This is a genomic window from Streptomyces sp. NPDC046915 (assembly GCF_040644935.1).
Lineage (GTDB): Bacteria > Actinomycetota > Actinomycetes > Streptomycetales > Streptomycetaceae > Streptomyces.
Genome location: NZ_JBEYXB010000006.1, coordinates 449,626 through 469,087, shown reverse-complemented (window position 1 = coordinate 469,087; position 19,462 = coordinate 449,626). Strand labels below are relative to the sequence as shown.

The 19,462-nt window shown below is 72.3% G+C and carries 15 protein-coding genes; 6 read left to right on the top strand and 9 right to left on the bottom strand.

Annotated features, from left to right (window positions below; genetic code table 11):
• Nucleotides 1–68 precede the first annotated feature (68 nt).
• Nucleotides 69–2,468 carry a Tex family protein gene (locus tag ABZ915_RS18880; protein WP_361803762.1) on the top strand — a complete coding sequence of 800 codons (2,400 nt, stop codon included), beginning with the start codon at nucleotides 69–71 and terminating at the stop codon, nucleotides 2,466–2,468.
• An 89-nt stretch (nucleotides 2,469–2,557) separates the two neighbouring features.
• The gene (locus ABZ915_RS18875) at nucleotides 2,558–3,151 is read left to right on the top strand and encodes a DinB family protein (RefSeq protein WP_361803759.1); all 594 of its coding nucleotides are present in this window, start codon (nucleotides 2,558–2,560) and stop codon (nucleotides 3,149–3,151) included.
• Here ABZ915_RS18875 and ABZ915_RS18870 read toward each other — a convergent pair.
• The 3 genes from ABZ915_RS18870 to ABZ915_RS18860 form a co-directional block, all read right to left on the bottom strand.
• Nucleotides 3,148–4,788, bottom strand: coding sequence for an ABC-F family ATP-binding cassette domain-containing protein (locus ABZ915_RS18870; RefSeq protein ID WP_361803756.1), 1,641 nt, complete (start codon nucleotides 4,786–4,788; stop codon nucleotides 3,148–3,150). The genes ABZ915_RS18875 and ABZ915_RS18870 overlap by 4 nt on opposite strands.
• Before the next feature lie 13 nt (nucleotides 4,789–4,801).
• Nucleotides 4,802–5,884 carry an oxidoreductase gene (locus ABZ915_RS18865; RefSeq protein WP_361803754.1) on the bottom strand — a complete coding sequence of 361 codons (1,083 nt, stop codon included), beginning with the start codon at nucleotides 5,882–5,884 and terminating at the stop codon, nucleotides 4,802–4,804.
• Between the two features lie 110 nt (nucleotides 5,885–5,994).
• Complete coding sequence (locus ABZ915_RS18860) at nucleotides 5,995–7,950, bottom strand: Xaa-Pro dipeptidyl-peptidase (RefSeq protein ID WP_361803751.1); 1,956 nt, start codon at nucleotides 7,948–7,950, stop codon at nucleotides 5,995–5,997.
• A gap of 172 nt (nucleotides 7,951–8,122) precedes the next feature.
• Between ABZ915_RS18860 and ABZ915_RS18855 the strand changes: the two genes are divergently transcribed.
• On the top strand, nucleotides 8,123–9,616 hold the full coding sequence (locus tag ABZ915_RS18855; RefSeq protein WP_361803748.1) for a M1 family metallopeptidase: 1,494 nt from the start codon (nucleotides 8,123–8,125) through the stop codon (nucleotides 9,614–9,616).
• Nucleotides 9,617–9,901: 285 nt separating this feature from the next.
• On the opposite strand, the gene ABZ915_RS18850 is transcribed toward ABZ915_RS18855, so the two are convergent.
• Nucleotides 9,902–10,390 carry a macro domain-containing protein gene (locus ABZ915_RS18850; RefSeq protein WP_361803745.1) on the bottom strand — a complete coding sequence of 163 codons (489 nt, stop codon included), beginning with the start codon at nucleotides 10,388–10,390 and terminating at the stop codon, nucleotides 9,902–9,904.
• A 59-nt stretch (nucleotides 10,391–10,449) separates the two neighbouring features.
• Entirely contained in the window at nucleotides 10,450–11,916 is a 1,467-nt protein-coding gene (locus ABZ915_RS18845) for an amino acid permease (protein ID WP_361803742.1), read from the bottom strand.
• A gap of 211 nt (nucleotides 11,917–12,127) precedes the next feature.
• On the opposite strand from ABZ915_RS18845, the gene ABZ915_RS18840 reads away from it, so the two are divergent.
• Complete coding sequence (locus ABZ915_RS18840) at nucleotides 12,128–12,862, top strand: MerR family transcriptional regulator (protein WP_361803739.1); 735 nt, start codon at nucleotides 12,128–12,130, stop codon at nucleotides 12,860–12,862.
• On the opposite strand, the gene ABZ915_RS18835 is transcribed toward ABZ915_RS18840, so the two are convergent.
• The 3 genes from ABZ915_RS18835 to ABZ915_RS18825 are packed head-to-tail and all read right to left on the bottom strand — an operon-like array spanning nucleotide 12,848 to nucleotide 17,483.
• The gene (locus tag ABZ915_RS18835; protein ID WP_361803736.1) at nucleotides 12,848–15,031 is read right to left on the bottom strand and encodes a 3-hydroxyacyl-CoA dehydrogenase NAD-binding domain-containing protein; all 2,184 of its coding nucleotides are present in this window, start codon (nucleotides 15,029–15,031) and stop codon (nucleotides 12,848–12,850) included. The two genes, ABZ915_RS18840 and ABZ915_RS18835, sit on opposite strands and share 15 nt — an antisense overlap.
• A gap of 41 nt (nucleotides 15,032–15,072) precedes the next feature.
• Entirely contained in the window at nucleotides 15,073–16,287 is a 1,215-nt protein-coding gene (locus tag ABZ915_RS18830; RefSeq protein WP_361803733.1) for an acetyl-CoA C-acetyltransferase, read from the bottom strand.
• Nucleotides 16,288–16,328: 41 nt separating this feature from the next.
• On the bottom strand, nucleotides 16,329–17,483 hold the full coding sequence (locus ABZ915_RS18825; RefSeq protein WP_361803730.1) for a CaiB/BaiF CoA-transferase family protein: 1,155 nt from the start codon (nucleotides 17,481–17,483) through the stop codon (nucleotides 16,329–16,331).
• 220 nt (nucleotides 17,484–17,703) lie between these two features.
• Here ABZ915_RS18825 and ABZ915_RS18820 point away from each other — a divergent pair, with 220 nt between their 5' ends.
• Nucleotides 17,704–18,882 (top strand): saccharopine dehydrogenase NADP-binding domain-containing protein, encoded by a 1,179-nt coding sequence (locus ABZ915_RS18820; RefSeq protein ID WP_361803727.1) that lies wholly within the window; start codon nucleotides 17,704–17,706, stop codon nucleotides 18,880–18,882.
• 12 nt (nucleotides 18,883–18,894) lie between these two features.
• Here ABZ915_RS18820 and ABZ915_RS18815 read toward each other — a convergent pair whose 3' ends face one another.
• On the bottom strand, nucleotides 18,895–19,041 hold the full coding sequence (locus tag ABZ915_RS18815) for a hypothetical protein (protein WP_361803724.1): 147 nt from the start codon (nucleotides 19,039–19,041) through the stop codon (nucleotides 18,895–18,897).
• Between the two features lie 215 nt (nucleotides 19,042–19,256).
• Here ABZ915_RS18815 and ABZ915_RS18810 point away from each other — a divergent pair, with 215 nt between their 5' ends.
• Nucleotides 19,257–19,445 (top strand): hypothetical protein, encoded by a 189-nt coding sequence (locus tag ABZ915_RS18810; RefSeq protein ID WP_361803721.1) that lies wholly within the window; start codon nucleotides 19,257–19,259, stop codon nucleotides 19,443–19,445.
• The last annotated feature ends 17 nt before the right edge of the window (nucleotides 19,446–19,462 follow it).

Here is a 19,462-nt window from a genome sequence, read left to right as displayed (position 1 = left end):
ATCCCCGGTTGTCGGTGTCACCTGCCACAATTGCCGCGCAACCTCAGTGGAGAAGGCGGTACGGGATCGTGACGACACCCGGATCCAGCGGGTCCATCAACGTAGGGTCCATCGAAGGCAGGATCGCCGAGGAGCTCGGCGTACGGGAGCGGCAGGTGAGGGCCGCGGTGGAACTGCTCGACGGCGGTTCGACGGTGCCCTTCATCGCCCGCTACCGCAAGGAAGCGACCGAGATGCTCGACGACGCGCAGCTGCGCACGATCGAGGAGCGGCTGCGCTACCTGCGGGAGCTGGAGGAGCGGCGGGCGGCGATCCTGGACTCGGTGCGCGAGCAGGGCAAGCTCACCGACGAGCTCCAGGCGCAGATCGTCGGTGCTCAGACCAAGGCGCGCCTGGAGGACATCTACCTGCCGTACAAGCCGAAGCGGCGCACCAAGGCGCAGATCGCGCGCGAGGCGGGCCTGGAGCCGCTGGCCGAAGGGCTGCTGGGCGACCCGGGTGTCGAACCCCTCGCCGCGGCCGCCGCGTTCGTCGACGCCGACAAGGGCGTCGCCGACCCGCAGGCGGCGCTCGACGGCGCGCGGGCGATCCTCACCGAGCGGTTCTCGGAGGACGCCGACCTGATCGGCGAGCTGCGCGAGCGGATGTGGGTGCGCGGGCGGCTGGCCGCCAAGGTGCGGGACGGCAAGGAGGAGGCGGGCGCCAAGTTCGCCGACTACTTCGACTTCGCCGAGCCCTTCACCGAGCTGCCCTCGCACCGCGTCCTCGCCATGCTCCGCGGTGAGAAGGAGGAGGTCCTGGACCTCGTCCTGGAGCCGGAGCAGCCGGCCGAATCCTCGTCGGCCCCTTCGTCGTACGAGGGGATCGTCGCCCACAAGTTCGGGATCGGCGACCGCGGACGTCCCGGTGACAAGTGGCTGACCGACACGGTCCGCTGGGCCTGGCGCACCCGCCTCCTCGTGCACCTCGGCATCGACCTGCGGCTCAGGCTGCGCACGGCCGCCGAGGACGAGGCGGTGAACGTGTTCGCGGCGAACCTGCGCGACCTGCTGCTCGCCGCCCCGGCGGGCACGCGCGCGACGCTGGGCCTGGACCCGGGCTTCCGTACGGGCGTGAAGGTGGCCGTGGTCGACGGGACCGGCAAGGTGGTGGCCACCGACGTGATCTACCCGCACGTCCCGGCCAACAAGTGGGACGAGGCCCTCGCGAAGCTGGCCCGGCTGGCGAAGGAGCACGCGGTCGACCTGGTCGCGATCGGCAACGGCACCGCGTCCCGGGAGACCGACAAGCTCGCCGGTGAACTCATCGCGAAGCACCCGGAGCTGAAGCTCACCAAGGTGATGGTGTCCGAGGCGGGCGCATCCGTGTACTCCGCCTCCGCCTTCGCCTCGCAGGAACTGCCCGACATGGACGTGTCGCTGCGCGGCGCGGTGTCGATCGCCCGCCGCCTCCAGGACCCGCTGGCCGAGCTGGTGAAGATCGACCCGAAGTCGATCGGCGTCGGCCAGTACCAGCACGACCTGTCCGAGGTGAAGCTGTCGCGTTCGCTGGACGCGGTGGTGGAGGACTGTGTGAACGGCGTGGGTGTGGACGTGAACACGGCGTCCGCCCCGCTGCTGGCCCGGGTCTCCGGCATCACCTCCGGGCTCGCGGAGAACATCGTGGCGCACCGGGACGCGAACGGCCCGTTCGCGTCGCGCACCGAGCTGAAGAAGGTGGCCCGGCTGGGCCCGAAGGCGTACGAGCAGTGCGCGGGCTTCCTGCGTATCCGCGGCGGCGACCCGCTGGACGCCTCCAGCGTGCACCCGGAGGCCTATCCGGTGGTGCGCCGCATGGTGAAGACGACGGGGCAGGAGGTCGCCTCCCTCATCGGCAACACCGGGGTGCTGCGGTCCATGCGGCCGGCCGACTTCGTGGACGACACCTTCGGTCTGCCGACGGTCAGCGACATCCTAAAGGAGCTGGAGAAGCCGGGGCGCGACCCGCGTCCCGCCTTCAAGACGGCCACCTTCAAGGAGGGTGTGGAGAAGATCTCCGACCTGTCCTCCGGGATGATCCTGGAGGGCGTCGTGACGAACGTGGCGGCCTTCGGGGCGTTCGTGGACGTCGGCGTCCACCAGGACGGTCTCGTGCACGTCTCCGCGATGTCGCGGACGTTCGTGAAGGACCCGCGCGACGTCGTGAAGCCCGGTGACATCGTCAGGGTGAAGGTCCTCGACGTGGACATCCCGCGCAAGCGGATCTCGCTGACCCTGCGCCTGGACGACGAGGCCGCGCCGCAGGAGAGGCAGCAGGGCGGCGGCGAGCGGCGGCAGCGCGGCGGACGCCCGCCGCAGCAGCGCCAGGCCCGCGGCGGCGGAGGTGGCGGCGGCGGCTCCCGTCAGGCTCCCCCGCCGCCCGCCAACAGCGCGATGGCCGACGCGCTGCGGCGCGCGGGACTGGTCGACCCGAAGAACGGGCGGCGCTGAGCACCCGGGGCCGGGCCTTCCGCGAGGGAGCGCCCGGCCCCGCGTAAAACCGGTGGTCCGGCGGATCATCGGGCGGCGAGACTGGCCCCATGCCCGCAACCGATCCCAGGACCGACCTCCAGGTGTATCTTCAGGACGCCCGCGATGTGCTGCTGTGGAAGCTGGACGGCCTGTCCGAGTACGACCTCCGGCGGCCCCTGGCGCCCACCGGCACCAATCTGCTCGGACTCGTCAAGCACCTCGCCGGTGCCGAGGCGCTGTACTTCGGCGCGACCTTCGGGCGGCCCTTCGACGACGGGCCCGCGCTGTGGATCACCGGGGACGCCGAGCCGGACGCGGACCTGTGGGCGCGCCCCGAGGAGACCCGGGAGGAGATCACCGGCGTGTACCGGCGGGCGTGGGCCCACTCGGACGAGACGATCGCCGCGCTGCCCCTGGACGCGGTCGGCCGGATTCCCGGGGGGCCGGGAAGCGACGTCACGCTCCACCGCATACTCACCCACATGGTGGCCGAGACCCAGCGGCACGCCGGGCACGCCGACATCGTCCGGGAGCTGATCGACGCAGCGGTGGGGCAGCGCGAGAAGGGCCTCAACATGTCCCCCGGGGACGCCGAGGCGCGGCAGGCGCACCGCGGCCGGGTGGAGGAGGCGGCGAAGGAGGCGGAGCGCCGGTACGCCTAGCGCTCGGTCACCTTGCCGTCCGCGACCTCCAGGCGGCGGGTCACCCGTACCGCGTCCAGCATCCGCCGGTCGTGGGTGACCAGGAGGAGCGTGCCCTCGTAGGAGTCGAGCGCCGACTCCAGTTGTTCGATGGCGGGCAGGTCGAGGTGGTTCGTCGGCTCGTCCAGGACGAGGAGGTTCACACCGCGGCCCTGGAGGAGGGCCAGGGCGGCCCGGGTGCGTTCGCCCGGGGAGAGGCTCGCGGCCGGGCGCAGCACATGGTGCGGCTTCAGGCCGAACTTGGCCAGCAGGGTGCGCACCTCGACCGGCTCGGTGTCGGGGACGGCCGCGCAGAAGGCGTCCAGCAGGGCCTGCGGACCGAGGAACAGCCCGCGGGCCTGGTCGACCTCGCCGACCAGGACGCCCGAGCCGAGCGCCGCGTGCCCGGCGTCCAGGGGGATCCGGCCGAGCAGCGCGCCGAGCAGGGTGGACTTGCCGGCGCCGTTGGCACCGGTGACCGCGACCCGGTCCGCCCAGTCGACCTGGAGGGAGACCGGCCCGAAGGTGAAGTCGCCGCGCCGTACCTCCGCGTCCCGCAGGGAGGCCACGACCGAGCCGGAGCGCGGGGCCGCCGCGATCTCCATGCGCAGTTCCCACTCCTTGCGGGGCTCCTCGACGACCTCGAGGCGCTCGATCATGCGCTGGGTCTGGCGTGCCTTCGCGGCCTGCTTCTCGCTGGCCTCGCTCCGGAACTTGCGGCCGATCTTGTCGTTGTCGTTGCCCGCCTTGCGGCGCGCGTTCTTCACGCCCTTGTCCATCCAGGCGCGCTGCGTCTGCGCCCGGTCCTGGAGGGCCGTCCTCTTGTCGGCGTACTCCTCGTAGTCCTCCCGGGCGTGCCGGCGGGCCGTCTCGCGTTCCTCCAGGTAGGCCTCGTAGCCGCCGCCGTAGAGGTTGATCCGCCGCTGGGCGAGGTCGAGTTCGAGGACCTTGGTGACCGTGCGGGTGAGGAACTCGCGGTCGTGGCTGACGACGACGGTGCCGGCGCGCAGTCCGGTGACGAAGCGTTCGAGGCGCTCCAGGCCGTCCAGGTCGAGGTCGTTGGTGGGCTCGTCGAGCAGGAACACGTCGTAGCGGGAGAGCAGCAGTGAGGCGAGGCCCGCGCGGGCCGCCTGGCCGCCGGAGAGGGAGGTCATCGGCTGGTCCAGGTCCACGGCCAGGCCGAGGGAGTCGGCGACCTCCTCGGCCCGCTCGTCCAGGTCGGCGCCGCCGAGGCCGAGCCAGCGCTCCAGGCTGACCGCGTAGGCGTCGTCGGCGCCGGGTGCGCCCTCGACCAGCGCCTCGGTGGCCTCGTCCATCGTCCGCTGGGCCTCGGTGACGCCGGTGCGGCGGGCCAGGAACTCCCGAACCGTCTCGCCGGGCCGGCGCTCCGGTTCCTGCGGGAGATGTCCCACGGTCGCCGTGGGCGGGGAGAGCCGGAGCTCGCCCTCCTCCGGCACGGCCAGTCCGGCGAGCATCTTCAGCAGCGTGGACTTGCCCGCTCCGTTGGCTCCGACGAGCCCGATCACGTCCCCGGGGGCGACGACGAGGTCGAGGCCGGAGAAGAGCGAGCGGTCGCCGTGGCCGGCGGCGAGGTTCTTGGCGACGAGGGTGGCAGTCATCAGGACGCCGATCCTAACGGCCGGGCCGCCCGCCGCTCAGCCGGGTTTCCCTGCGCGTCACCGCCGCCACCAGCACGCTCCCGGACGTCCGGGCCACCACGAAGGCCTCCCCCTTCACCGTCTTCGCGTCCAGCGCGACGCGGTGCCGCCCGGTCTCCAGCATCCCGTCGAAGACTTCGTGGGCGCGGATCCGGGAGAGCCGGTCGAGGCGGTAGGCGGTCAGGCGCACCCGGCAGGGCGAGGCGACCTCCACGTGAGCCTCGTCGCCGTCGGCCGCCAGGCGGGTCAGGCGGCGCTGTTCCACGGGGCAGCGGTCCAGGGCCTGTTCGATCTGTGCGACGAGGAGCGGGACGATCGGGGCGAGGCCCTCGACGAACACCGCGGCGATCCCGGCCCGCTCGAACGCCCGCCGGGCGGCGGCCCGGTCGCCCTCACCGAGGGCGGGGCCGAAGGCGACGGCGCCGTACGGGCGCAGTTCCTCGGCGGGCACGTCGTCGACGTCGCCGGTGATGTCGGCGCCGATGCCGGTGGAGCGCAGGGCGGCGGCGAGCCTGGCGAGCAGGGCGACGCGGGCGCCGATCAGCAGGACGCGGCGGCCGGTCGCGGCGCCGGGACCCGCGCCGCGGCCGTCGCCGTCGCCGTCGAGCAGGACGCCCAGGGCCGCCCGGTACTCGGGCCCGTGGAAGCGGAACGGCCCGACGCCGTGGTAGCCGTTGAACTCGAGGTCCGCGTGGAGGTCCGTCTGCCAGGCGAAGTCCCGCCAGACGTAGTCGTCGCCGTCCCGTTCGATGACGGCGGTGACCGCGCCGCAGGCCAGGTCCTCGCACTCGGGGCAGCCGTAGACGACGAACCGGCCGGCGGGGAGTGGCGCCCCGGTCTCCAGCAGCAGGCCGCGGACCTGCGCGGTGAAGATCGCGGGCGGCACGTCGGAGGCGAGCGGGGACACGGCGTCGAGGTCACAGAGCCTCAGCAGCAGCGGACGGCCGTCGACCACGAAGTCCAGGAAGTCCCGGTGGAGCTGGTGGCCGCCGTCGGCGAGGACACCGCCGGCGCGCGTCGCCGGTGCCAGGCCGAAGGTCGCGTATGCGGCAGACATGCCGTGAGTATTCCCAGAGCGGGACGGATCTGAGCGCAGCATGACATGTTCCGCCACCGCCGTCGCGCCCGGGTGGCGGCCGGGCCGTCTCGCCCGGCCGCCTGGGCGCGTCAGCTGCCGGGGACGTGCCGGATGGTGCGCGGCGCCCTCACGCCGTCCAGGGTGGTGGCCTTCGGCGCGGCGGACGTGCCGCCCGAGGTGGCGCGGGTGAACGCGGCGGCGCCGCCCACGAGCGGCACCCGGGCCGACGTACGGGCCAGGTCCAGGGTGAGCGTCGGGGTGGTGGACGGCGGATCGATGAGGTCCTTGTCCGTGCCCGCGACGATCAGCGCCAGGCGGTGGCCCTTGGGGACGACGTGGTCGGTGGCCGCGAGGTCGAGCGTGATGGTGTACGCCTTGCCCGGAGTGAGCGGGACGCCCTTGCGGTCGGAGGCGTAGTTGCCGAGGTCGGCCCAGCCGCGGCTGAAGACCGTGTAGCCGACGGCGGCCGTCTTCGCCCGGGTCGCCTTGAAGCAGGCGCTGTCCCCGCTGGTGCTCGCACCCCAGCAGGTGCGGTCGGTGAGCGTGGTGATGCCCTCGGCGGCGTCCGCGTAGTCCCGGATCGTGTCGGGGCCGAGGTCGACGAGGACGGCGGACAGGTGGGCCGTCGAGGTGGTCGGGGTGGCGGTGACGGTGACCTTGGAGGAGCCGGACAGGCGGAGGTCACGGGTGAGCGGCCGGGTGACGAAACCGGCCTTCTCGGCGGTCGGCCGGGTGATCCGCGCGGCCCAGTCGGTCTCGCTCAGCCGCGGGTCGTCGGTGAAGGTCTCGGTGCCGGAGCCCTTGCGCAGGCCGAGGGTGCCGACGCCCGCCTGCGGGCCGGTGGCCGGGCGCAGCGTGGCGGCCTTCGTGGTGCGCGGCGGCCAGACCGTCGAGGTGACCCACTGGTCGGGGTGGCGCTCGATGTCGGCCATGGGCTCGCGGTCGATGCCGTTGGCGTAGCCGAGGAGTTCGTGGTCGAACCAGCGGTGCAGGGTCTCGGTCCAGTCGGCGCGCCGGTAGTCGAAGGGGTCGACGTGCCCGGTCTGGGAGAGCCAGATCTTGCGCTCGACGCCGTGCTTGGCGAGGGCGTCCCACCACTGGCCGAAGTGCTTGGTGCGGACGTTGAGGTCCTGCATGCCGTGCACGAGGAAGACGCTCGCCCGTACCTTGGCCGCGTCCTTGACGTAGTCGCGCTCGGTCCACAGGGAGGTCCAGTCGCCGGTGCGCGGGGCTCCGTCGATCAGCTTCTGCTGGACGGCGGCGCACTTCGCGTGGGCGCCGTCGCTCTCCACGGCGTCGGACAGCGCGTCGGGGCCGGAGTCGTACAGCGGGGCGCCCTTGGCGAAGTAGTAGTCGTACCAGGAGGAGATGGCGCTGATCGGCACGATCGTCCTCAGTCCCTGGACGCCGGTGGCGGCGACGCCGTTGGCGATGGTGCCGTCCCAGCTCTTGCCGATCATGCCGGTGCGGCCGTTGGTCCAGGTCGCCTTGACGGTGGTGGTGCCGGTGCGGCTGGTGTAGGCGTGGGCGCGGCCGTTCAGCCAGTCGATCACGGCCTTCGCGGACTGGATGTCGCTGCGGCCGCCGATGTCGATGCAGCCGTCGGAGCGGTTGGTGCCGGCGAGGTCGACGCCGACGAAGGCGTAGCCGCGGGGCACGAAGTAGTTGTCGTAGAACAGCGGCATCTGCACGACGTGGCCGCTCGCGTCGTAGGTCTTCTTCTGGCTCTCGTTGCCGCGCCCGCAGCAGGAGTAGTACGGGCTGGCGTCCATGATGACGGGGACCTTGCGGCCCTGCCGGGCGGGTTCGCTCGGCCGGACGATGTCGGCGGCGACGCGGTCGGTCCTCCCGTCGCCGTCGCCGTCGAGTCCGGTGTCCACCCAGACGGACTCACGGACGGCGTCGGCGTAGGAGTAGACGGGCCGGCTCTCCCGCGGGGCGGGGGCGGCCTGGGCCGCGGCCGGGGTGAGGAAGGCGGCCATGAGGACGGCGACGGCCGCTGTCGCGAACGTTCTCCAGATCGTGAAGCGCGTGCGTTTCGGCATGCGCGGACGGTACCCCGGTCAACTGCCGTGCAGAAGGGGGCATATGAGTGGTCGTCGGGTTCGTGACGGCCGAATGGCGATCGTGTGACACGGGGTGCTGTGGACACGCCAGGAGCCACAGGGTCTGAATAGGCTCCGAACAGACTTGTCGTCCCTACGACTTGGAGCTGACGTGCACCGCAGAATCCTCGCCCCGGGCGTACTCGCGGCGGCCTCCCTCCTGCTGGCGATCCCGGCATCGGCCGCGAGCTACGCGCCGGGCGCGCCGGGCATCGGCGACCCCTACTACCCGTACTACGGCAACGGCGGCTACGACGTCTCCCACTACGACCTGAGGCTCCAGTACCAGCCCGCGACGGACGAGCTCCAGGGCACGGCGACCGTCCTGGCGCGGACCACCGAGGACCTGTCCCGCTTCGACCTGGACTTCCTGCTGGACGTGAGCGAGGTCCGGGTCAACGGCGTAAAGGCCGCCTTCGCCACCTCCGGGCAGCACGAGCTGGAGATCACTCCGAAGACGCCGCTGGCGAAGGGCACGCCGATCACCGTCGTGGTCCGCTACAGCGGGGTGCCGTCGACGAAGAGCGCCTACGGGTTCTCGACCTGGCACCGCACCCCCGACGGGGCCGTCGCCGCGGACGAGCCCGAGGCCGCCTGGTGGTGGTTCCCCAGCAACGACCACCCGCTGGACAAGGCCACCTACGACGTGTCGGTGGCCGTGCCGGACGGCACCCAGGCGATCTCCAACGGCACGCTTCAGTCGACGAGCTCGAAGCTCGGCTGGACCCGCTACACCTGGCGGCAGAACAAGCCGCAGGCGACGTATCTGGCCACGCTCGCGGTCGGGAAGTTCGACATCACGACCAGTACCTCCGAGGGCGGTGTCCCCGTCGTCAACGCGTACAGCGAGGACCTCGGCGACAACGACGGGGCGGCGCGGGCGAGCGTGGAGCGGACCGGGGAGCTGGTGGACTGGCTCAGCGGCTATTTCGGGCCGTACCCGTTCGCCTCGGCGGGCGGCTACGTGCCCAACACCACCACGGGGTACGCGCTGGAGACGCAGACCCGGGTGTACTACAGCCCCAAGCAGTTCGCCAACGGCTCCAACACCTCCGTGGTGGTGCACGAGCTGGCGCACCAGTGGTACGGCGACGACGTGTCGCTGAAGGGCTGGAAGGACATCTGGATCAACGAGGGCTTCGCGCGGTACGCGCAGTGGCTGTGGTCCGAGCACGAGGGCGAGGGCACCACGCAGGAGCTGGCGGACTACGTGTACGCCTCGCACCCGGCCGACGACTCGTTCTGGACGGTCGCGCCCGGTGACCCGGGTCCGGACAACCAGTTCGACGCCGCGGTCTACGACCGGGGCGCCCTCGCCGTCCAGGCACTGCGCAACGAGGTGGGCGACGACGCCTTCTTCGCCATCCTCAAGGGCTGGCCCAAGGAGCACGCGTACGGCAACGCCTCGGTGGCCGACTTCCAGAAGTACGCCGAGCAGGTCTCCGGCAAGTCCCTCGCGACGCTCTTCGACGCCTGGCTGTTCCGGCCGTCGAAGCCGTCCGCGCCCGCGGCCCGCACCGCGTCCGTCGCCGAGCCGGCGGTAGCGCCGGTCCGGCCGAGGTCGTGGAAGAAGATCGAGGCGACGAACGACGTGCACGCGCACTGACGCGGCCCTGGCCGGGAGCCGGGAGCTCGCTCCGTCGCCCCGGCCGGGGCTGGGCTCGGCCCCGCCGCTCACCGCCGGCCGCTGCTGCGGGCCCGCGTCCGACGTCGGCGGCGTGGTCGCCGGCACCGCGGCCTGGCGCTCGCTCGCGGGACGCGGCCCCGGCGGTCGCGGGCAGGGGTCCAGCCCGCGCGCCTCGGCCGGGACGACGCTCGTGGCCTCCGCGCGCGGGCGCGGCGGGCTTGTCCCGGGCCGGGCCGCCGGGGGCCGGGGCGGCGGCCCCGCTGCTCAGCCCGGCCCCTCCCCGTGGTCGTACACCGTCACCGCGATCCCCCGCTCGGCCAGCCGCTCGGTGATCAGCGGCTCGATCCGGGACCACTTCCCGCCCGCGAGCCCGCAGCCTATGCGGGGCATGTGCACGGACGCGCCGAGTGCGGCCGCTTCGCCGGCGAGCCGGCCCAGGGCCGCGTCGATCGCCTCGTAGCGGACGGGGACGCCCTTGCTTCCGGTGCGTATACCGCGCTGGCCGACCATGTTGGCCACCCACACGTACCGCTCGACGCGGACCAGCTGGACCGCGCCCAGGCCGAAGTCGTTCGCCGCGCGGTCGCGGTGCCAGGCGCGGTACGCGGCCTCCGGCTCCGGCCAGCGGCGCGAGAGGGCCAGCACGAAGCCCTTCCCCCAGCCGCCGATGTCGTTGCAGACATGGGCGATCACCTTGACGCCCTTGACCGACGGCACGGTGGCGTCACCCCGGACATACCTGATCCCCGACATGACGCCACCGTAGAGGCTGCCACTGACAGTGGCCGTGACCTGCTGCTTCGTCCGCTACCTCACTCGGTGAGGCCGCTCAGCTCCCGCTCCGCGGTCCGCTCGACCCGGCGGCGCACCCCGAACCAGCCGCCGATCAGCAGCACGGCGATCAGCGGGATGAGGAACAGGGTCCTGCGGCCGACCTCGGGGTCGTTCCACATCATGCCGAGGCAGGCCAGCAGGAACGCGATCGTGGTGATCTCGGTGACCGGGCTGAACGGCAGGCGGAAGTGCGGCCGGGTGACCTCGCCCGCCCGGGCGCGCCGGACGAAGACCAGGTGGCAGACCATGATGATCACCCAGGTGCTGATGATGCCGAGGGAGGCGACGTTCAGCACGATCTCGAAGGCCTGGCTCGGCACGAGGTAGTTCAGGACGACACCGGCCACACACACCGCGCAGGTGAGCAGGATGCCGCCGTAGGGGACCTGGCTGCGGTTCATGCGGGCGGTGAACTTCGGCGCCGAGCCGGCCATCGCCATGGAGCGCAGGATGCGGCCGGTGGAGTACAGGCCGGAGTTCAGCGACGACATGGCCGCGGTGAGCACGACCAGGTTCATCACGTCACCCGCGCCGGAGACGCCGATCTTCGACAGGACCGTCACGAAGGGGCTCTGGTCGGCGGAGTACACCGAGCCGGGCAGCAGCAGGGCCAGCAGGACGACCGAGCCGACGTAGAACAGGCCCACGCGCCACATGATCGAGTTCACCGCGCGCGGGACGATCTTCTCCGGCTCGGCGGTCTCGCCCGCGGCGACACCGACCAGCTCCAGGGCGGCGTAGGCGAAGATCACGCCCTGCATGACCAGGACGACCGGCATCAGGCCGTGCGGGAGGATGCCGCCGTTGTCCGTGATCACGCCCAGACCCGGGGTGTGGCCGTCCACGTGGTGCCGGGTGGCCAGCAGGAAGATGCCGACCAGCATGAAGGCGACGAGGGTGGCGACCTTGACGATCGCGAACCAGAACTCCATCTCGCCGAAGATCTTCACGGAGATCAGGTTGACGGCGAGGACCACCGCGAGGGCGACCAGGGCGAGCAGCCACTGCGGAATCGGGGTGAACAGACTCCAGTAGTGCGTGTACAGCGCGATCGCGGTGATGTCGGCGATGCCGGTGGTCGACCAGTTCAGGAAGTACATCCAGCCGGCGACGTAGGCGCCCTTCTCGCCGAGGAACTCGCGCGCGTAGGACACGAAGGAGCCGGAGGAGGGCCGGTAGAGCACCAGCTCGCCCAGGGCCCGTACGACGAAGAAGGCGAACACGCCGCAGACCAGGTAGGCCAGGGCGAGCGCCGGGCCCGCGTTGTGCAGCCGGCCGCCGGCGCCCAGGAAGAGCCCGGTGCCGATGGCTCCGCCGATGGCGATCATGTTGACGTGGCGGTGCTTGAGGTCCTTGCTGTAGCCGGCGTCGCCCGCGTCCGCGGGTGTGCGGGTCGCCCGGGGGTGGTCGGCGACCTGTGCCGAGTGCACGGCGTCCTTGCTCACGGGTGGTTCCACTTCCTGGTGCCCCGGGATGTCGTGACCCCGGGTGTCCGAACGTGTTCCGGCCCGCACCACCCTTGTGTCGCGGCACAGACCAAGCAGGCAGCTTCCCCGCGGCATCCCCGGCCATGCGATGGTCCACATCACACAGCGGCACTTCTCACATGGTCGTTACATGTTTCGCAGCGCTGGTGGGACAGCGATACTGCTGCACATGACGACCGATGCCGAGACCGACGCCGGCGACGGTGCCGGGCAGCCGACCCTCACCGTCGACGAGCTGGCCGCCCGCGCGGGCGTCACGGTCCGCACGGTCCGCTTCTACGCCGCCAGGGGCCTGCTGCCGCCGCCGGTGATCGGTCCGCGCCGGGTGGGTCACTACGGGGCCGGGCACGTGGCCCGGCTGGCCCTCATCGAGGAGCTTCAGCAGCAGGGCATGACGCTGGCCGCGATCGAGCGGTACCTGCGGCAGCTGCCGCCGGAGCTCACCCCGCACGACCTGGCCATCCACCGGGCGGTGGTCGCGTCCTGGGCGCCGGACACCGAGGAGACGGTGTCGCGGCGGGAGCTCCAGCGGCGCGCGGGACGGCCGCTGACCGAGGAGGACGTGGCCCGGCTGACGGCGATGGGCGTCGTCACGGCCGCCGACGGGGAAACGTTTCGGGTCGACTGCGGGCTGCTGCGGCTCGGGGTCCGGCTGCTCGACGTACCGCTGTCCCAGGACGCGATCCTCGCGGCGCGCAAGGTGCTCGTCGAGCACTCGCGCGCCGCGGCCCGCGAGCTCTCCCAGCTCTTCCGCGGCGAGGTGGCGGAGCGTGACGCCCGGGATGTGAAGTCCCTGTCGGCGCACATGCACCCGTTGGTGGTGCAGGCGCTGCTGACGACGTTCCAGCGGTCGCTGCGGGAAGAGCTGGGCGAGTGGCTCACCAGGGAGTCACGAGCGGGCTGAGTCGGCGAACCGCTCCTCCTTCTCCGCCTTCTCCACCAGTAGCGCGGGCGGGTCGAAGCGCTCGCCGTAGCGCTCGGCGAGCTCCCGCGCGCGGGCCACGAAGCCCGGCAGGCCCCCGTCGTAGCCGTTGATGTACTGGAGCACGCCACCCGTCCAGCCGGGGAAGCCGATGCCGAGGATCGAACCGATGTTGGCGTCGGCGACCGAGGTCAGGACGCCCTCCTCCAGCAGCCGGACGGTGTCCAGCGCCTCGGAGAAGAGCATGCGCTCCTGCATGTCCTCGAACGGGATCTCCGCGCCCTCGCGCGTGAAGTGCTCCCGCAGCCCCGGCCACAGACCGGCCCGCTTGCCGTCCTCGGCATACTCGTAGAAGCCCGCGCCGCCGCTGCGGCCGGTGCGGCCGAACTCGTCCACCATGCGGTCGATGACCGCCTCGGCGGGGTGGGCGGTCCAGGTGCCGCCCGCCTCCTCCACCGCCCGCTTCGACTCGGTCCGGATCTTCCGCGGGAGGGTGAGCGTCAGCTCGTCCATCAGGGACAGCACCTTCGCCGGGTAGCCGGCCTGCGCGGCGGCCTGCTCCACAGACGCCGGCTCGATGCCCTCGCCGACCATCGCCACGCCCTCGTTGATGAAGTGGCCGATCACCCGCGAGGTGAAGAAGCCACGCGAGTCGTTGACGACGATCGGCGTCTTGCTGATCTGCCGGACCAGGTCGAAGGCGCGCGCGACGGCCTCGTCCCCGGTCCGCTCGCCCTTGATGATCTCCACCAGCGGCATCTTGTCGACGGGCGAGAAGAAGTGCAGGCCGATGAAATCGCCCTGTCGTTCGACGCCCTCGGCGAGTGTGGTGATGGGCAGGGTGGAGGTGTTGGAGCACAGCAGGGCGTCCGGGGCGACGACGTGCTCGATCTCCTGGAACACCTTGTGCTTGAGCGCCGGGTCCTCGAAGACGGCCTCGATCACCGCGTCGCAGCCGGCCAGGTCCTTCGCGTCGGCGGTCGGCGTGATGCGGGCGAGCAGCGCGTCCGCCTTCTCCTGGGTCGTACGGCCCTTCGCGACGGCCTTGGCGCACAGCTTCTCGGAGTAGCCCCTGCCCTTGACGGCCGCTTCCAGGGACACGTCCTTCAGGACGACGTCGATGCCGGCGCGGGCGCAGGAGTAGGCGATGCCCGCGCCCATCATCCCGGCGCCGAGGACGGCCACCTTGCGGACCCTGCGGGGCTCGACGCCCTGCGGGCGGTTGGCGCCGGAGTTGACGGCCTGGAGGTCGAAGAAGAACGCCTGGATCATGTTCTTCGAGGTCTGCCCGGCGGCCAGTTCGACGAAGTAGCGGGCCTCGATCACCTGGGCGGTATCGAAGTCGACCTGGGCGCCCTCGACGGCGGCGGCGAGGATGTTGCGGGGGGCCGGGTAGGGGGCGCCGCCCGTCTGCTTGCGCAGGCTGGCGGGGAAGGCGGGGAGGTTCGCGGCGAACTTCGGGTTGGCGGGGGTACCGCCGGGGATCCGGTAGCCCGGCCGGTCCCAGGGCTGCTGGGACTCGGGGTTGGCGTCGATGAAGGCGCGGGCCTTGGCGAGGAGCTCCTCGGGGGTGGCGGCCACCTCGTCGACGAGGCCGTTGTCCAGGGCGCGCCGGGGGGTGTACTGGGTGCCCTGGAGGAGGACCTTCAGGAGCGCGTCGGCGATGCCGAGCAGCCGGACGGTGCGGACCACGCCGCCGCCCCCGGGGAGCAGGCCGAGGGTGACCTCGGGGCAGCCGATCTTGGAGCCGGGCGCGTCCAGGGCGACGCGGTGGTGGCAGGCCAGGGAGATCTCGTAACCGCCGCCCAGAGCCGCGCCGTTGATCGCCGCGACGACCGGCTTGCCGAGGGTTTCGATGCGGCGCAGGTTCCGCTTGATGGCGAGGCCGCCGTCGAACAGGTGCTGTGCGGTCTCGGGGGTGACCCGGATCAGGTCGCGCAGGTCACCGCCGGCGAAGAAGGTCTTCTTGGCGGAGGTGAAGATGATGCCGCGGATGTTCTCCCGCTCCGCCTCCAGGCGGTCGGTGATCGCGGCGAGGGAGTCGCGGAACGCCTGGTTCATGGTGTTCGCGGACTGGTCGGGGTCGTCGAGGACGAGGGTGACGACACCGGTGTCGTCCTGTTCCCAGCGGATGGTGGTGCTCTCGGTCATGACAGTCGTCTCCGTTGAAGTGTCGTGATTCCGCGGGGAGTTCAGATGCGCTCGACGATGGTGGCGATGCCCATGCCGCCGCCCACGCACAGCGTGGCGAGGCCGTACCGCTTGTCCTGGCGCTCCAGTTCGTCCACGAGGGTGCCGAGGATCATGGCGCCGGTCGCGCCGAGCGGGTGGCCGAGCGCGATGGCGCCGCCGTTGACGTTGACCTTGTCCAGGGACAGGCCCATGTCCTTGACGAAGCGCAGCACGACCGCGGCGAACGCCTCGTTGATCTCGACGAGGTCGATGTCGTCGATCGTCAGGCCGGCCTTCGCGAGGGCCTTGCGGGTGGCGGGGGCGGGACCGGTGAGCATGATGGTGGGCTCGGAGCCGGAGACGGCGGCGGAGACGATCCGCGCGCGCGGGGTGAGGCCGTGGCGCTCGCCGACCTCCTTGGTGCCGATCGCGACCAGTGAGGCGCCGTCCACGATGCCGGAGGAGTTGCCCGCGTGGTGGACGTGGTCGATCTTCTCCACCCAGTGGTACTTCTGGAGCGCGACCGCGTCGAAGCCGCCCAGCTCGCCGATGCCGGCGAAGGACGGCTTGAGCCCCGCCAGGGAGTCGGCGGTGGTGCCGGGGCGCGGGTGCTCGTCGTGGTCGAGGACGACCAGGCCGCTGCGGTCCTTGACCGGGACCACCGAGCGGTCGAAGCGGCCCTCCTTCCAGGCGGTGGCGGCGCGCTCCTGGGACAGGGCCGCGTACTCGTCGACGTCCCGGCGGGAGAAGCCCTCGATGGTGGCGATGAGGTCGGCGCCGATGCCCTGCGGCACGAAGTTGACGGCGAGGTTCGTCATCGGGTCGTTGAACCAGGCACCGCCGTCGGAGGCCATCGGCACCCGGGACATCGACTCCACGCCACCGGCGAGGACGAGGTCCTCGAAACCGGAACGGACCTTGGCGGCGGCCATGTTCACCGCCTCCAGGCCCGAGGCACAGAAGCGGTTCTCCTGGACCCCTGCAACCGTGTCCGGCAGTCCGGCGGCGATCGCCGCGATCCGCGCGATGTCGGAGCCCTGGTCGCCCACCGGGCCGACGACGCCGAGGACGATGTCGTCGATCGCGGCCGGGTCGAGGCCCGGGAAGCGGTCGCGGAGCTCGTGGATGAGGCCGACGACCAGGTCGATGGGCTTGGTGCCGTGCAGGGCGCCGTTCGCCTTGCCGCGGCCGCGCGGGGTGCGGATCGCGTCGTACACGTACGCTTCGGTGCTCACTGGGGTGCCTTTCGCGGGAGGTGGGCCGGTCGGTGGCGGGGTCAGTCGCCGTCCCGGGCGAGATCGTCGTGGTGGGCGAGCGCGGGTATGTCCCAGTCCCGGGCCACGGCCGCGGTGTCGGCGCCGGGCCGGGCGGGGCCGGTGCGGACGGTCGTCGGGGTGGCGGAGAAGCGGGGCGCGGGCGCGGGCTGGGTGATGCCGCCGTGCTCGGTGAAGGTGCCCCGGGCGGCGAGGTGCGGGTGGTGCGGGGCCTCGCGCAGGGACAGCACGGGCGCCACGCACGCGTCGGTGCCCTCGAAACGGGCGGTCCACTCGTCCCGGGTACGGGACTTGAAGCGGGCGGCGACCTTCTCGCGCAGCTCGCCCCAGCGGGTCCAGTCCTTGCGGGCGGGGGCCAGTTCCTCCAGGCCGAGCAGGCGCAGGAACTCCTCGTAGAACTGCTGTTCGAGGGCGCCGACCGCCATGTACCCGCCGTCGGCGGTCTCGTAGGTGCCGTAGTACGGGCAGCCGCCGTCCAGCAGGTTGGCGCGGCGCCGGTCCTGCCAGCCGCCGGCGGCCAGCATGCCGTGGATCATCGCCGAGAGATGGGCGGTGCCGTCGACGATGGCGGCGTCGACGACCTGGCCGGTGCCGGTCGCGCGCGCGTGGTGCAGTGCGGCGAGGACGCCGACGACGAGGTAGAGCGAGCCGCCCGCGTAGTCGCCGAGGAGGTTGGCGGGGACGGCGGGGGGTCCGTCCGGGTCGCCGATCATCCCGAGGACGCCGGTCGGGGCGATGTAGGCGATGTCGTGCCCGGCCCGGTCGGCGAGGGGGCCCTGCTGGCCCCAGCCGGTCATCCGGCCGTAGACCAGCGCGGGGTTGCGGGCATGGCAGGCGTCGGGGCCGACGCCGAGGCGCTCGGCGACACCGGGGCGGTAGCCCTCGATGAGGATGTCGGCCCGTCCGGCCAGGTCGAGGACGCGGGCGGGGCCGGCGTCGGACTTCAGGTCGACGAGCACGGAGCGCTTGTTGCGGTTGGTCACGTCGTACGCGGGGTCCACACCGAGCGAGGCGCCGCCCGGCCGGTCCACCCGGACGACGTCGGCGCCCAGGTCGGCGAGGAGCATGGCCGCGAACGGGCCGGGCCCGATGCCGGCCAGCTCGACCACGCGCACGCCCGTGAGCGGGCCCTGTCCCGGCGTCCCTGCCGTGGCCATGCCGCACCCCCAGTCAATGTGACACAACTGCTGTAACACTGCTGATGCTAAGAACACGTTCCATCGGGCACAAGGCCTGGACAAGCAAGCGCTTAGCCAAGTTACCCTGCGACTCGGCGCCCCGGCGCGGTCGGCGCGTGGGTCTGGCCGCCGGGCTCCGCGTTCCTCACGCTAGCCTCAGCCACCGACAACGGCGCGGAGTGCACGACCGAAGGGTGTCATGAGCAGGCTGAACAGGACGGACCGTCCCTACGACATCGTGCTCTTCGGGGCCACCGGCTTCGTCGGCTCACTCACCGCGGAGTACCTCGCCGCGCACGCCCCCGAGGACCTGCGCTGGGCGATCGCCGGCCGCAGCGAGCGCGGACTGGCCGAGCTGCGGGAGCGGCTGCCGGGGGGCGCGGACGTGGGTGTCCTCCAGGCCGATGTGACCGACCCGGACGCGTTGCGCCGACTGGCCGGGCAGGCGCGCGTGGTGGCTTCGACGGTGGGCCCCTACATCCGGTACGGCGAACCGCTGGTCGCCGCCTGCGCGGACACGGGGGCCGACTATCTGGACCTGACGGGCGAGCCGGAGTTCGTGGACCTGATGTACGTCCGCCATGACTCCCGCGCGCGGGAGACCGGCGCCCGGCTGGTGCACGCCTGTGGCTTCGACTCCGTGCCGCACGACCTGGGCGTCCACTTCACCGTCCGTCAGCTGCCTCAGGGCGTGCCGCTGACCGTGGACGGATATGTGAGCCTGGACGCGGCCTTCTCCGGCGGCACCTTCGCCTCGGCGCTGAACCAGTTCGCGCGCGGGCGGCAGATGCTGGCCGCCGCCCGGGAGCGCGGCCGGCACGAGCCGCGGCTGATCGAGCGCCGGGCGTCCGCGCCGACGGGTGTGCCGCGGTTCGCCAGGGACGTCGGCGCCTGGGCGCTGCCGCTGCCGACCATCGACCCCCAGATCGTGCGCCGCTCGGCGAAGGCCCTGGACCGGTACGGGCCCGACTTCCGCTACCGGCACTACGCGGCGGTCAAGCGCCTGCCCGCCGCCCTCGGCGGGGTGGCGGCCGTGGGCGCGGTGGCCGCGGCCGCGCAGCTCCCGCCCGCCCGGCGCTGGCTGTCCGACCGGCTCAGGCCCGGGGACGGGCCGAGCGCCGAGAAGCGGGCGAAGAGCTGGTTCTCGGTCCGGTTCGTCGGCGAGGGCGGTGGCCGGCGCGTGTTCACGGAGGTCGCGGGCGGCGACCCGGGTTATGACGAGACCGCGAAGATGTTCGCGGAAGCGGCCCTGTGCCTGGCCTTCGACGAGCTGCCGCCCACGGCCGGCCAGGTCACGACGGCGGCGGCGATGGGCGACGCGCTGACGCGGCGGCTCCGCGGGGCGGGGATCACGTTCCGGGTGGCGGCTTCCTTCTGAGCCACTCGCCGGTCAGGCGGACCACGCGAGCACGGTGTACAGCATGCCGCCTATCCAGGCGATCCCCGCCAGCACGGCGAGGACGAGAGCGGCCGTCACGGCGCGTTCGACGGGCCGGCCGGGGTCGGACAGGGGCTGCGGGGAACGGTGCGTCGTCATGCGGCACAGCCTGCCGCCGACCCCGGGGCGGCCACATCCGTACACGTACTCAGACGGCGTGATGGCCCCTGAGTACGCCCCCGGCCGTCCGCCTTCCCCCCGGTTTGAGACTTGCGGCACGGTGTGGCGTCCTCACCTGCGGCGTTGAGCGGTGAAGTACCAAAGGGCACGTCAATGAAAGGATTGAAGCCCAAGGCCGACGGAGGGAGAAGCACGTGAAGTTCGTTCTCGAGGTGACGCTGGACGACGGCGCGGTGGCCGAGGACAAGGCCAAAGAGCTCGGGCGGATCCTGCGCTACTGGGGCGGGAACCTCGGCCATTACGCGCTGGTGCCGGGCGACGGCTCGGCCGTCCACGACTCGGAGTACCGGGAGGTCGGCTCCTGGAGCGTCGCCGCCTCCTGAGCGGCCCCTTCAGCCGT

Bases quoted from the DNA above. Each gene is read 5' to 3' on its own strand.
- ABZ915_RS18815 (WP_361803724.1), bottom strand. From the start codon at position 19,041: ATGACGACGCACCGTTCCCCGCAGCCCCTGTCCGACCCCGGCCGGCCC.
- ABZ915_RS18865 (WP_361803754.1), bottom strand. From the start codon at position 5,884: ATGTCTGCCGCATACGCGACCTTCGGCCTGGCACCGGCGACGCGCGCC.
- ABZ915_RS18875 (WP_361803759.1), top strand. From the start codon at position 2,558: ATGCCCGCAACCGATCCCAGGACCGACCTCCAGGTGTATCTTCAGGAC.
- ABZ915_RS18870 (WP_361803756.1), bottom strand. From the start codon at position 4,788: ATGACTGCCACCCTCGTCGCCAAGAACCTCGCCGCCGGCCACGGCGAC.
- ABZ915_RS18840 (WP_361803739.1), top strand. From the start codon at position 12,128: ATGACGACCGATGCCGAGACCGACGCCGGCGACGGTGCCGGGCAGCCG.
- ABZ915_RS18850 (WP_361803745.1), bottom strand. From the start codon at position 10,390: ATGTCGGGGATCAGGTATGTCCGGGGTGACGCCACCGTGCCGTCGGTC.
- ABZ915_RS18825 (WP_361803730.1), bottom strand. From the start codon at position 17,483: ATGGCCACGGCAGGGACGCCGGGACAGGGCCCGCTCACGGGCGTGCGC.
- ABZ915_RS18835 (WP_361803736.1), bottom strand. From the start codon at position 15,031: ATGACCGAGAGCACCACCATCCGCTGGGAACAGGACGACACCGGTGTC.
- ABZ915_RS18820 (WP_361803727.1), top strand. From the start codon at position 17,704: ATGAGCAGGCTGAACAGGACGGACCGTCCCTACGACATCGTGCTCTTC.
- ABZ915_RS18860 (WP_361803751.1), bottom strand. From the start codon at position 7,950: ATGCCGAAACGCACGCGCTTCACGATCTGGAGAACGTTCGCGACAGCG.